The organism is Streptomyces sp. NPDC052052 (genome assembly GCF_040680455.1).
Classification (GTDB): Bacteria; Actinomycetota; Actinomycetes; order Streptomycetales; family Streptomycetaceae; genus Streptomyces.
Genome location: NZ_JBFAWU010000017.1, coordinates 25,871 through 38,694, shown reverse-complemented (window position 1 = coordinate 38,694; position 12,824 = coordinate 25,871). Strand labels below are relative to the sequence as shown.

General features: G+C 72.1%; 9 protein-coding genes. 4 read left to right on the top strand and 5 right to left on the bottom strand.

Annotated features, from left to right (window positions below; all coding sequences use genetic code 11):
* Positions 1–21: 21 nt before the first annotated feature.
* The 4 genes from rbfA (at position 22) to AB0L71_RS20995 (ending at position 6,337) form a co-directional block, all read left to right on the top strand.
* The gene (gene rbfA / locus AB0L71_RS21010) at positions 22–474 is read left to right on the top strand and encodes a 30S ribosome-binding factor RbfA (RefSeq protein WP_365244973.1); all 453 of its coding nucleotides are present in this window, start codon (positions 22–24) and stop codon (positions 472–474) included.
* Positions 471–1,424 carry a tRNA pseudouridine(55) synthase TruB gene (gene truB, locus AB0L71_RS21005; protein WP_365244971.1) on the top strand — a complete coding sequence of 318 codons (954 nt, stop codon included), beginning with the start codon at positions 471–473 and terminating at the stop codon, positions 1,422–1,424. Before rbfA ends, truB begins: the two co-directional genes overlap by 4 nt.
* 194 nt (positions 1,425–1,618) lie before the next feature.
* Positions 1,619–5,341: a trypsin-like peptidase domain-containing protein gene (locus tag AB0L71_RS21000; protein ID WP_365244968.1), complete on the top strand. Its 3,723-nt coding sequence runs from the start codon at positions 1,619–1,621 to the stop codon at positions 5,339–5,341.
* A gap of 42 nt (positions 5,342–5,383) precedes the next feature.
* A complete protein-coding gene (locus AB0L71_RS20995) occupies positions 5,384–6,337 on the top strand; it encodes a bifunctional riboflavin kinase/FAD synthetase (protein WP_365244965.1) in 954 nt (317 codons plus the stop codon).
* Positions 6,338–6,533: 196 nt separating this feature from the next.
* On the opposite strand, the gene AB0L71_RS20990 is transcribed toward AB0L71_RS20995, so the two are convergent.
* The 5 genes from AB0L71_RS20990 to AB0L71_RS20970 form a co-directional block, all read right to left on the bottom strand.
* Positions 6,534–7,529, bottom strand: coding sequence for an ABC transporter ATP-binding protein (locus AB0L71_RS20990; RefSeq protein WP_365244962.1), 996 nt, complete (start codon positions 7,527–7,529; stop codon positions 6,534–6,536).
* Positions 7,526–8,689 carry an ABC transporter ATP-binding protein gene (locus AB0L71_RS20985; RefSeq protein WP_365244959.1) on the bottom strand — a complete coding sequence of 388 codons (1,164 nt, stop codon included), beginning with the start codon at positions 8,687–8,689 and terminating at the stop codon, positions 7,526–7,528. The genes AB0L71_RS20990 and AB0L71_RS20985 overlap by 4 nt, the downstream gene beginning before the upstream one ends.
* Entirely contained in the window at positions 8,686–9,627 is a 942-nt protein-coding gene (locus AB0L71_RS20980) for an ABC transporter permease (protein WP_365244956.1), read from the bottom strand. Before AB0L71_RS20980 ends, AB0L71_RS20985 begins: the two co-directional genes overlap by 4 nt.
* Complete coding sequence (locus tag AB0L71_RS20975; RefSeq protein WP_365244953.1) at positions 9,624–10,706, bottom strand: ABC transporter permease; 1,083 nt, start codon at positions 10,704–10,706, stop codon at positions 9,624–9,626. Before AB0L71_RS20975 ends, AB0L71_RS20980 begins: the two co-directional genes overlap by 4 nt.
* A gap of 99 nt (positions 10,707–10,805) precedes the next feature.
* Positions 10,806–12,677 carry an ABC transporter substrate-binding protein gene (locus tag AB0L71_RS20970; RefSeq protein WP_365244950.1) on the bottom strand — a complete coding sequence of 624 codons (1,872 nt, stop codon included), beginning with the start codon at positions 12,675–12,677 and terminating at the stop codon, positions 10,806–10,808.
* Positions 12,678–12,824: the final 147 nt, after the last annotated feature.

The following is a 12,824-nucleotide window of genomic DNA, read 5'->3' as shown; positions in this document are numbered from 1 at the left end:
GGCAAAGAAGGAGACGGACCAGTGGCCGACAACGCGCGGGCGAAAAAGCTGGCGGACCTCATCCAGGAGGTGGTCGCCGAGAAACTGCAGCGCGGTATCAAGGACCCGCGTCTGGGTACGCACGTGACGATCACGGACACCCGGGTCACCGGTGACCTGCGGGAGGCCACGGTCTTCTACACGGTCTACGGCGACGAAGAGGAGCGTGCGAGCGCGGCGGCCGGCCTGGCGAGCGCCAAGGGCATCCTGCGGTCGGCGGTCGGAGCGGCGGCGGGGACGAAGTTCACCCCCACGCTGACCTTCGTGGCCGACGCCCTGCCGGAGAACGCCAAGGCGATCGAGGACCTCCTCGACCGGGCACGTGCCTCGGACGCGCGGGTGCGTGAGGCGTCCTCGGGTGCCACGTACGCCGGTGGCGCGGACCCGTACCGCAAGGCGGATGACGAGAACGACGAGGACACCGCCGCCGAATGACATCGCAGAACAGGACAGCCGGTCGGGGCCGCGGGACCGCCGCGGCTTCCGACCGGGCCGGCGGGCAGACGGAGAGCGGTCTGGTCATCGTCGACAAGCCGTCCGGCTTCACCTCGCACGACGTCGTCGCCAAGATGCGCGGCATCGCCCGGACCCGACGCGTCGGTCATGCCGGCACGCTGGACCCGATGGCGACGGGCGTCCTCGTGCTCGGCGTGGAGAAGGCCACCAAGCTGCTCGGCCATCTCGCGCTGACCGAGAAGGAGTACCTCGGTACGATCCGGCTCGGCCAGAACACCCTCACGGACGACGCGGAGGGCGAGATCACCTCGTCCACCGACGCGTCCGCTGTGACCCGTGAGGCCATCGACGCAGGGGTCGCGGCTCTGACCGGCCCGATCATGCAGGTGCCGTCCAAGGTCAGCGCCATCAAGATCGACGGCAAGCGGTCCTACGCACGGGTGCGCGGCGGCGAGGAGTTCGAGATCCCGGCCCGGCCGGTCACGATCTCGTCCTTCCAGGTCTACGACGTCCGCGAGGAGGTCGCCGAGGACGGGACGCCGGTGGTCGACTTGGTCGTCTCCGTCGTCTGCTCCTCGGGGACGTACATCCGCGCGATCGCCCGCGACCTCGGTGCCGGACTCGGCGTCGGCGGGCATCTGACCGCGCTGCGGCGCACCCGGGTCGGGCCGTACGGCCTCGACGCGGCGCGCACGATCGACCAGCACCAGCAGGAGCTGACCGTCATGCCGCTGGCCGAGGCCGCAGCCGCGGCGTTCCCGCGCTGGGACGTGGACGAGAAGCGCGCCAGGCTGCTGCTGAACGGGGTCCGCCTGGACATGCCGGCCTTCCCGCCCGGACCCGTCGGCGTCTTCGGACCCGACGGGCGGTTCCTGGTGCTCGTCGAGGAGCAGAAGGGCAAGGCCAAGAGCCTTGCCGTCTTCGGCTGACCGGCGCTCCGGAAACCCCGTCGTGGAGCGGGCGGCCCCCTCGCCCGCTCCACGATCCCCCAAGGGTTTCTGTCCAATGGACACAGTGAATTCACCCCTATGAGCAGGCGCTCGGAGTGAATCGGGGGTGCATTCGGGGGCGCTTTTACTCCGAGTGGTGTCCCTGCCGATCATCGTCGACCTAACGTCGGATCATGGGAAGCGGGGACCGCGCAGCGCTGGTACGAATCTGCGATCCGGTCGGCCGACCGCGGGGGACCGGGTTCGTCGCCGACGACCGGGGCACGGTGGTGACCAGCCACGAAGCGGTCGACGGCCTCACCCGGCTCGTCCTGCACGGCACGGACGGGCGCAGCTGCTCCGTCGAGGCCGAGGGGATCACCGCGCTGCCGGAACGTGGCCTCGCCCTGCTGGGCTCCGGAGGGCTGCACGCGCTCGGCGTCGAGCCGGTACCGATCGCGGCGCGGGACCGCATCGACGCCGGTACCTATGTGGTGATCGCCGCCCATGGCTGGCGCCAGGCGCGGGTGCTCGGCACAGCCCCGGTGACGTACACCGTGGACGGCCGCTGCCACCGGATCGACGCGGCGGAGCTCGCTCTCGGTACGGACGGCGCGGACGCGCTGCGGCTCGGCGGCGCGGTCGTGGGTGGGCCCGTCCTCGATCCGGAGAGCGGCGCGGTCATCGCCGTGCTGGGCACCGCGCTGCGCGCCGGTCGTCCGGCCGCCGGATTCGCCGTGCCGCTCGGCGACCCGGGCACCGGCGGCCCGCTGGAGGACCTCCTGCGGCGCAACGGGGCGACCGTTCCCGGATACGGGCGCGACCTGAATCTCGCGGGCGCCCTCCACCTCACCGCGACCTCGCTGGGCCCGGCGGGCGGGCCGGCCGGGCCGCCCGAACCGGTCGAGCGTCCGGACGTCACCGCGGAGTTCACCGCCTTCACGGCCCCCGACGGCGCACCGCACGGATCCGCCGTGGTCCTCGGCCTCGTCGGAGCGCCGGGCACCGGCCGCAGCACCGAACTGGCCGCCGCCCGCCGGGCCCGAGGCTCCGTACCCGCACCCACCCTCTGGCTGCGCGGCGCCGATCTGCTGCCCGACGACGGCTCCCTTGCCGACGCGCTGGCCCGTGCGCTCCGACGGGCCGGGCGGATCGTCACCGCCGCCGGGGCACCGGGCGACGTGGCGAGCGCCGCCCCCGAGCGGGTCGCCGGGCTGGCCCATGCGTCGGGACGCCCGCTGCTCGTCCTGCTGGATGGACCGGAGGAGATGCCTCCGCTGCTGGCCCACGGCCTGGCGGGATGGATCGCGGGCACGGTCGACTGGCTGCGACGGTACGGGGCACGGCTCGTGGTCGCATGCACGCCCGAGCACTGGGAGACCGCGGGTGCGTTCTGCCCGCCCGGCACGCTGCACCACCCCGCCCGCCCGGCCGCCCGGCTGCCGTCCGCGATCCGCCTCGGCGACCTCACCGCGAGCCAGGCCGCACAGGCTCGGGAACGCTATGCCCTCGGCCCCGACGCCGTCGCCCCGGGCCACGACCGGCACCCGCTCACCCTGCGCCTTCTCGCGGACGTGCGCCGGGCCCTGCCCGGGGACGTCGAGGGCCGGCCGGACACCGAGGACGTCTTCGGCGCCCACCTGGATCTGATGTGCCTGCGCATCGCCGTCCGCATCGCGGCCGTGTCGGGCCGACCGCCCGGCGGCACCGCGGTCCGCCGGCTGGCCGCCCGGGTGGCGGGACGGGTCCACGAGGCTGCCCGGCGCTGTCTGGGCCCGGGACAGGGGGAGCTGGACGGCGCGGCCTTCGAGGAGGTGTTCCCCTGGCGCACGGGCTGGGCGTCGGCGGTCCTCGCGGAGGGGCTCCTCGTGCCGGCGGGTGCGGGCTACCGCTTTGCCCACGAGGAGCTGGCGGACTGGGTGCAGGGTGCCCACCTGGCCCTGGACGCGGCGCTGCACGCCCTGGTCCACCGCCGCCGTCCGCAGGACGGGCCGCTGAAGGCCGAGGAGCCCCGCGTACCGCACCAGAGGGGGCCGCGCATCGGGCGCGGCCAGGACCCCGTGGAACCGGCCGAGGCGTCGGCCGGACCGCGCACCCTGCCCGTACCACGCCATCGGATCGGCCCCGTGATCCAGGCACTGCTGCTCCTGGGCCGCCGCGAGGGCCCTGCCGCGCTGGAGGACCGGCTGGCCGGGCTCGTCGAGGCCCTGGACCGGCTGTCCCCGGGCGAGGCCGCGGCGGCGGGGACGGAGCCGTGTCCCGTGCGCCCGGACTTCGCCGGGGCGGCCCGCTCCGCCCCCGGTCGCGAGCGCGAGCACGGCGCCCTGGGGCATGACGCCCGCTGGTGGGCGGTCCACCTGCTCGCCGAGACCCTGCTCCGGGTGCCCGACGCCCGGCCTCATCTCGGGGTGCTGAGGCTGCTCGCGGACGGCATCGTTCGGCGGGCTGCCGCGGACGGGCCGGGCCGGGTCACGGGGCACGCCGAGTTCGGGCCGTGGTTCTGGCGACGGCTGAGGCTGCCCGAGGCGGACCGGATCGATCTGCTCCGGCGTCTGGTGACCGCGGACGGCCCACCCCGCGGCCCCCACCGTGCCGACGGCGACGGCGCCCGGCACCCGGATGACGACGGCGAACGGTTCCTGGACGCCGTCGCACAGCGGCTCGCCGCCCAGCCCCGGACCGTGCAGCCGCTGCTCTGCACCTGGTTCACCGACGAGCGTCCCCTCACGGCCGAGGAGGGCGGCACGATGCGCCCGACCGTCGCAGCCGCCGCTCAGGCGCTCCTCTACGCCCGCCGGGACCTGGCCGTCGACGACCTGACCGACGCGCTCGTCTCGACCGGCCATCCCCGGGCCGAGGAACTGCTCACCGCGCTGGCCGAGGACGAGCCCTCCGCGCTCTGCCGGGCCGTCCACCGCTGGGCCCGGGACGAGGAGCGGCAGGCCCGTCGGACCGCCGCCGCCTCGTACGCACGGGTCACCGCGGACCACACCAGCCACGACAGCGACCGTGAGCTGCTGCGCGGGGCCGCGCTCGCCCTGCTGGCCCGACCGTCCGACACCGCCCTGCACGGGGCCGCGCTCACCCTTCTCCTCCAGGACCCGCGGACCCGGGACCGCTACCTGCCGCAGGCACTGCGGGCCTTCGTGGCCGGGGAGCCGCCGCTCTCCGCCGAGGTGCCGGCCCTCGCACTGCCCTCGCACCCGGAGCAGGTGCTCACCGCGTTCCGGGAGCGGCTCGTGCGGCCCGACGCGGGGGCGGGAGAGGCGCTGTGCGCGCTGGCCGGGATCGACGACCCCGCGCTGGCCCTGCATGCCGCCGGGCTCGTGCGGGCGTACATCGACAGTCACCCGGAGGACACCGTCCACGCCGCCTCGTACCTCGACCGCAGGCTGGAGCAGGGCCCTGCCGCCCGCGCCCTGCTGCTGCCCCTGCTGACCGGACTGCTGCGGGAACGCCCCGTACCGGCGCCGGTACGCGGGGCGCTCGCCGGGGTGCTGGCCGCACCGGGCAGTCCCGTGTCCGGACAGCTGCGGGCCGAGCTGCTGGAGGTCCTGCTGGACTTCGAGCAGCAGACCCACCACGACCCCGCCGTGCTCGACGCCCTGCTGCGGGCCGCCGCGACCGGCTCCGGCCGACGCGCACCGGCCCGCACCCGTGCCCTGGTCCATCGCGCCGGGACGCTGCTGGTCCGTACCCCCGAAGGCGCGGTCCGTTTCGACCGCGGGCTGGTCGCACTCGCCCGTGACGTGCCCGGATTCGCCGCACTGGTCACCGGTTGGCTGGCCGACGCCCCGCAGGAGTGGGCGACGCTCGTCGGCCCGAGTGCGCGGCGGACGGTGGAGGCGCTGGGAAGGCCGAAGACGATGCCGATGCGGGTTGCGGAGCGTGAGCATGGCACTCTTAGACCTGCGTAATAGCAATCTGACGTACAAAGGTTCGGGCGAGGAGCGGTCACAGTGCAGCGCTGGCGTGGCTTGGAGGACATCCCCCAGGACTGGGGACGCAGCGTCGTCACCATCGGCTCCTACGACGGGGTGCACCGCGGACACCAGCTGATCATCGGGCGGGCCGTGGAGCGGGCACGTGAGCTGGGCCTGCCGTCGGTCGTGGTGACCTTCGATCCGCATCCCAGCGAGGTCGTACGTCCCGGCAGCCATCCGCCGCTGCTCGCCCCGCACCACCGTCGGGCCGAGCTGATGGCGGAGCTGGGCGTGGACGCGGTCCTGGTCCTGCCGTTCACCACCGAGTTCTCGAAGCTGGCTCCCGCCGACTTCATCGCGAAGGTGCTCGTCGACAGGCTGCACGCGCAGCTGGTCATCGAGGGCCCGAACTTCCGCTTCGGCCACAAGGCGGCCGGCGATGTGCGACTGCTCACCGAGTTGGGCACCACGTACGACTACGGCGTCGAGGTCGTCGATCTGTACGTGAGCGGTGAGGCCGGGGGCGGCGAGCCGTTCTCCTCCACCCTCACCCGACGGCTCATCGCGGCGGGTGACGTCGCGGGCGCGGCCGAGATCCTGGGCCGGCCGCACCGGGTGGAGGGCATCGTGGTCCGCGGCGCGCAGCGCGGCCGTGCGCTCGGCTTCCCCACGGCCAACGTGGAGACCCTGCCGCACACCGCGATCCCCGCCGACGGTGTCTACGCCGGCTGGCTCGAAGTGAACGGCGAGGCGATGCCCGCCGCGATCTCGGTCGGCACCAACCCGCAGTTCGACGGCACGGAGCGGACGGTGGAGGCGTACGCGATCGACCGCGTCGGCCTCGACCTGTACGGGCTCCATGTCGCGGTGGACTTCCTCGCGTACGTGCGCGGGATGCTGAAGTTCGAGTCGGTCGACGACCTGCTCGTGGCCATGGCCGCCGATGTGAAGCGGTGCAGCGAACTGATCTCCGCGTACGAGCGCGGCTGAGAGCCCGAGCACTTCCCTGTACGAGGGCTTCCGGCCCGCCGGGAGCCCGTGCCGGACACCGTACCTGCCGGGCGAACCCTGCCCGGTCACCGCAGGAGCAGAGCGGCCACCGCCGCGGATGACCGGTGCGGCCCCCGCCCCGTGCGAAGGGGCCCGTCGGACGGATCGCCGTCCGACGGGCCCCGAACAACACGCCTCAGGCCGGCGCCTTCGCCGCCGCGGTCGCCCAGTGGCAGGCCACCTGGGTCTCTCCGCCGCCCGCGAGCACCGGAAGATCCTTCGTACGGCACGCGTCCGCGACGCCCGCGCGCTCCGCCTCGCCCGAGGCCAGCACCTGGCAGCGGGCGTGGAAGCGGCACCCGGACGGCACCCTGGAGGGGTCCGGCGGCTCACCGGTCAGAATCACCGGATCACCCGCGGCCTCTGGCAGCACCGACAACAGAGCCTGGGTGTAGGGGTGTTGCGGAGCCGTCAGGATCTGCTCCACCTCGCCCGTCTCGACGATCCGTCCGAGGTACATCACCGCCACCCGGTCGGCGATGTTCCACGCCAGGCCGAGGTCGTGCGTGACCACCAGTGCGGACAGGCCCAGTTCGTCCCGGAGCCGCAGCAGCAGGGCCAGGATCTCGCCCCGCACCGAGGCGTCCAGCGAGGCCACCGGCTCGTCGGCCACGATGAGTTCCGGCTCCAGCACGAGCGCACCCGCGATCACGACGCGCTGGCGCTGGCCGCCCGACAGCTCGTGCGGGTAGCGCAGGAAGAACCGCTCGGGCGGCCGCAGCCCCGCCCGCGACAGCGCCTCGGCCACCGCGGTCCGTTCGTCGCCGGTGTACCCGTGGATCCGCAGCCCCTCGGCGACGGCGTCGTACACCGTGTGCCGCGGGTTGAGCGAGCCGCTGGGATCCTGGAGCACCAGCTGGACGCGCTTGCGGTAGGCCTTCAGCGCCCGGCTGGCGTAGTCGAGCGGCTGCCCGTCGAAGGTGACCCGGCCGGAGGTCGGCGGGACCAGGCCCAGCAGCGAACGCGCCAGCGTCGTCTTGCCGCAGCCGGACTCGCCGACCAGCGCGACGATCTCGCCGGGCCGGATGTCCAGGTCGACGCCGTCCACGGCACGCGCCGGGGCAGCCCCGCGCCGGCCGGGGAAGGTGACCTTCAGCCCCTCCGCACTGAGCAGGGGAGTGGGGGTGGTCATGGTGTGCTCCTTGCTTCCTCGGCATCCGGCCCGGCCGCGACCGCAGGCGTGGCCGCCGCAGCGACCGCCTCCGTGACCGCCGCTGCGCCTGCCTCCGTGACCGCCGCTGCGCCTGCCTCCGTGACCGCCGCTGCGCCTGCCTCTGCGACCGCTGCTGCGTCGTCCGTCTCCGCGACCGCCTTGGGCCCTGGCTCCACCAGCACACAGGCGGCCCGCCGCCCCGCCCCGGCGTCCCGCAGCACCTGGTCCTGCGTGGCGCAGGTCTCCAGGGCGGCCGGGCAGCGCGGGTGGAAGGTGCAGCCGCCGGGCAGCGCCGACGGGTCCGGCGGGTCGCCGGGCAGCCCGCGGGGGGCGAACCGGGAGGCAGGGTCGCCGATGCGCGGAAAGGCGCCGGAGAGTGCCTTGCCGTACGGATGGTGCGCGTTCTCGTAGACCTCGGACGCCGGTCCCTCCTCCACGACCCGGCCCGCGTACATCACCGCGAGCCGGTCGCAGGTGTCCGAGAGCACCGCGAGGTCATGGCTGATCATGATCAGGCCGAGGTCCTGCTCGGACACCAGCTGCTCGATCAGCCGCAGGATCTGGGCCTGGATCATCACATCGAGAGCCGTGGTCGGCTCGTCCGCGATGATCAGCCCCGGATCGCAGGCCAGCGCCATCGCGATCATCACGCGCTGCCGCTGCCCGCCGGAGAGTTCGTGCGGGTAGGCAGCGGCGCGGGCGGCCGGCAGACCCACCTGTTCCAGGAGTTCGCCGACCTTCTTCGCCGCCCCGGCCTGTGTCGCCTTCCGGTGCAGCAGGATCGGCTCGGCGATCTGGTCGCCGATGCGGTGCACCGCGTTGAGGGAGTGCATCGCGCCCTGGAACACGATCGATGCCCCGGCCCAGCGCACCGCCCTGACCTGACCCCACTTCATGGCGAGGACGTCCTCGCCGTTCAGCAGGATCTCGCCGGAGATCTTCGTCCCGGCGGGCAGCAGCCGCAGCAGCGCGAGCGCCAGTGTCGACTTCCCGCAGCCCGACTCACCGGCGATGCCGAGCTTCTGCCCGGCGTCGACGGTGAGATCCACCCCGCGGACGGCCTGCGCCCCGCCGGCGTACGTGACCGTGAGGTCGCGCACCTCCAGGAGCGGTGTCTTGCGGATGCTCGTCGTGCTCAACGGGCCACCCCCAGCTTGGGATTGAGGACGGACTCGACGGTGCGGCCGCAGAGCGTGAACGCCAGGGCCACCAGGGCGATGGCGATGCCGGGCGGTGCCAGGTACCACCAGTCGCCCGCGCTCACCGCGCCCGCCTCGCGGGCGTCCTGGAGCATGCCGCCCCAGGAGGTGGTGGTCGGGTCGCTCAGACCGAGGAAGGCCAGGGTGGCCTCGGTGAGGATCGCGCCGGAGATCACCAGGGTGGTCTGCGCGAGCACCAGCGGCATCACGTTCGGCAGGACGTGCCGGATCATGATGTGCCCGTGGCCGCCGCCCAGGGCGCGGGCGCGCTCGATGTACGGGCGGGACTCCACGGCCAGGGTCTGGGCACGGACGAGCCGGGCCGTGGTCGGCCAGGTCGTGACGCCGATCGCGATGATGACCGTCCACATCGAGCGGTCCATCACGGTCGCGAGCGCGATCGCGAGAACCAGGGTCGGCATCACCAGGAACCAGTCGGTGATCCGCATCAGGACCGTCGAGTACCAGCCGTGGAAGTGGCCGGCGACGATACCGACGACGGTGCCGATGGCGACGCACAGGAACGCCGCGAGCAGCCCCACCGTCAACGACACGCGGGCGCCCCACACCAGAAGGGCGAGCACGCCGCGTCCGAACTGATCGGTGCCGAGGGGGAATTCACCGCTCGGCGACTCCAGCGCGCCGCCGGGTGCGTCGGTGACGCTCTGCGAGTTGCTGCCGACGATCTGCGGCGCGAACAGGGCGATGAGCCCGATCACGACGAGCGCGCCCAGCCCCCACAGCCCGGCCCTGTGACGGCGGTACTCCCGCCAGAAACGCGCCAGGGACCGGCGCTTGCGTGCCCATCCCAGAGCACGCGGGTTCTCGGTCGCCCCGGCCTTCGTGGGCGTGGGCGTGGGCATGGATTCGGTCGTCATCGGCCCACCCGGGGATCGAGCAGCGGATAGAGCACATCGGCAAGGGTGTTCGCCAGGATCACCGCGGTGGCGAAGACGAAGAACAGCCCTTGTACGAGGGGCAGGTCGGGCACGCTCAGAGCCTGGTAGAAGAGGCCGCCGAGACCCGGCCAGGAGAACACCGTCTCGACCAGGATCTGCCCGGCGACCATGTGCCCCAGGTTCACGAACATCAGCGTGAAGGTCGGCAGCATCGCGTTCGGCACGGCGTGCTTGCGGCGGACGACATCGTCCCGCAGCCCCTTCGCGCGGGCCGTCGTCAGATAGTCGCTGCCCATCTCGTCCAGCAGCGAGGAGCGCATCACCAGGAGGGTCTGCGCGTACCCGACCGCGACGAGTGTGATCACCGGAAGGACCAGATGGTGCACCACGTCGAGGACGTAGGCGAGGCCGCTCTCGTTGCCCGACTCCATGCCGCCCGTCGGGAACATCCCGGGGATCGGCCCGACACCCACCGCGAAGACGATGATCAGCAGCAGGCCCAGCCAGAACGACGGCACCGAGTAGAGCGTGAGGGCGAACGCGGTGTTGAAGCGGTCGCTCCTGGAACCGTTGCGCCACGCGGTACGGGTGCCGAGCCAGATACCGATCGCCGTGTACAGGACGTACGAGGTGCCGGTGAGGAGCAGGGTCGCGGGGAGTGCCTCGACGATCTTGTCGATGACGGGCGCGTGGAACTGGAACGAGGTGCCGAAGTCGCCCGTCAGGGCGTCGCCGATGTAGCTGGTGAACTGCTGCCACATCGGCTGGTCGAGACCGAGCTGGTGCCGGAGCGACTCGAGCTGTTCGGTGGAGACGGGGCGGCCGCCCGTCATCTGCTTCACCGGGTCGCTGGGAATGAGCCGGAACAGGAAGAAGCTGGTGACCAGGACCGCGAACAGGGAGACGGCCGCTCCCGCGATCTTGGCCGCGACGTATTGGAGATAGGCCTTGGTGTTGTGCGCGCGTCGGTCGCGGGCGGACGCCGGGCCGGCCGGAGCCGGACTTTCGGCGTGCGCGTCCGCGACCTGCACGAGCGCCGGAGTGCTTTCAGCTGTCATGGGGAACTCTCGTTACTCGTGCTGCACTTGGAGGGACGGGCCGGGGCGGCTGCGGATCGCCTGCCGCCCAGGCCGGTCCCTCTCAGTCGGTCCGCCTGACTACTCGCGGTCGTCCGCGGTGGTGCGGCGGCGCCTCGCGATGAACAGTCCGCCACCGGCGAGCACCACGACCGCCGCGACGATGCCGATGACGACGCCGGTCGAGCTCGACCCGTCGGAGCTGTCCGCGTCGCCGCTGCCCGCCGGAACGGCCGACCACCAGCTCCAGTACCCGTCCTGGCCGTAGATGTTGCCGGCCGCCTCGGGCATGGTCGTGATCGACTTGATCTGGTCGGTGCGGTAGGCCTCGACCGCGTTCGGGTACGCGATGACGTTCATGTACCCGGAGTCGTACATCCACGACTGCATCTGCTTGACCAGGTCCGCGCGCTTGGTCGTGTCGTACTCGGCGAGCTGCTTCGCGTAGAGCTCGTCGTAGGTCTTGTCGCAGATGAAGTTGTCGGTGCCGGCGCTGGCCCCGGCCTTGGTCGGCAGGGAGCCGCAGGTGTGGATGCCGAGGACGAAGTCCGGGTCGGGGTTGACCGACCAGCCGTCGAAGGCGAGGTCGTACTCACCGGCGACCCAGGGCACCGAGACGTCGTCGAGGCACTCGACCTTGAGGCCGACGCCGAGCTTGCCCCACCACTCCTTGAGGTACTTGCCGATCGCCTTGTCGTTCGGGTCCGTGGCGTGGCACAGGATGCGCAGGTCGAGCGGCTTGCCGTCCTTGCCGACGCGCTGGGTGCCCTTGAGCTTGTAACCCGCGTCGTCGAGGAGCTGGGCCGCCTTGTCCGGGTCGTAGGCGAGGCTCTGGTCGGCGGAGGGCTGCCAGAAGTACGTCTCGTAGCGCGGCGGGATGTAGCCCTGGCCCTCGACGGCGTGGCCCTGGAAGACCTTGTCGATGATGGTCTTGCGGTCGATCGACAGGAAGAGGGCCTGGCGCACCTTCTGGTCGAGAAGGGCCTCGTTGCCGTTGCCGAACTTCTTGCCGTCCTTGGTCTGCGCGCCCGGGTTGACGGCCAGCGCGAAGAAGCGGCGGCCCGGACCCTCGTTGACCTTGATGTTCTTGTCGCCCTTGAGGGACGCGGCCTGAGCGGGCGTCAGCGCCGGGGAACCGGCGACGAAGGAGACCTCACCCTTGCGCAGGGCGGCGACTGCGGCGTCCTGGTCCTTGTACGTCTTGAAGACCACCTCGTCGAACTTCGGCGCGCCGCGCCAGAAGTCCTTGTTGGCCTTGAGCTTCACGTACTGGTCGACCTTGTAGTCCGTCAGGACGAACGGTCCGTTGCCGACGACCGGGAAGTCCGTGTCGTTGTTGAACTTGGAGAAGTCGGCGACCTTCTCCCAGACGTGCTTCGGGACTATGGGCACGTCGAGCGCGGCCATGGTGGCCTGCGGTTCCTTGAGCTCGATGACCAGTTGCGTCGGGCTCGGCGCCGTCACCTTCTTGAAGTTCGCGACGAAGTTGCCGTTGGCCTGCGCGGCGGCCTCGTCGGTCATCATCTTGTTGAACGTCCACGCCGCGTCCTCGGCGGTGGCCTGCTGCCCGTCCGACCACGTGGAGTCCGAACGGATGGTGTACGTCCAGGTCAGCTTGTCGGCGGACGGCTCCCACTTGGTGGCGAGACCGGGGACCGCGTGGTTGTCCTTGGGGTCGTAGTTCGTCAGGTAGTCGTACATGAGCCGGTTGATGCTCGTGCTGAGCAACTTCTGCGCGAGGAACGGACTCAGGGAATCGACACTCTGGGAGACGGCGACGGTCAGCGTCGACGTGCCGCTGTCGGCGGCCTGCGCCTGCTGCGGCGCGACGCCCAGGGGCGCGCCGGGAACGACGGAACCGGCAGCCAGCGCCAGAGCGGCGGCACCGGAGGCCAGGAGGACACGCAGACGTGAGCGTGGCTGGGGGGAGAACGGTGGAACTCTTCGGACCATGGTCAGGGACCTCGCGTCATGCTCGCACGGAGAGGGCGGTTTGATCTGTGGTTCACCAACTAGTGATGCGAAGGTTTATCAGCGGTGGTCAAGTCCCGTCAACGGTCATCGAAATGGCGTGTGGTCTGCGGGAATGCAGAAAGGGCC

Excerpts from the sequence above, each read along its gene's own strand:
- truB (WP_365244971.1), top strand. The coding sequence starts at position 471 with ATGACATCGCAGAACAGGACAGCCGGTCGGGGCCGCGGGACCGCCGCG.
- AB0L71_RS21000 (WP_365244968.1), top strand. The coding sequence starts at position 1,619 with ATGGGAAGCGGGGACCGCGCAGCGCTGGTACGAATCTGCGATCCGGTC.
- AB0L71_RS20990 (WP_365244962.1), bottom strand. The coding sequence starts at position 7,529 with ATGACCACCCCCACTCCCCTGCTCAGTGCGGAGGGGCTGAAGGTCACC.
- AB0L71_RS20980 (WP_365244956.1), bottom strand. The coding sequence starts at position 9,627 with ATGACGACCGAATCCATGCCCACGCCCACGCCCACGAAGGCCGGGGCG.
- AB0L71_RS20975 (WP_365244953.1), bottom strand. The coding sequence starts at position 10,706 with ATGACAGCTGAAAGCACTCCGGCGCTCGTGCAGGTCGCGGACGCGCAC.
- AB0L71_RS20970 (WP_365244950.1), bottom strand. The coding sequence starts at position 12,677 with ATGGTCCGAAGAGTTCCACCGTTCTCCCCCCAGCCACGCTCACGTCTG.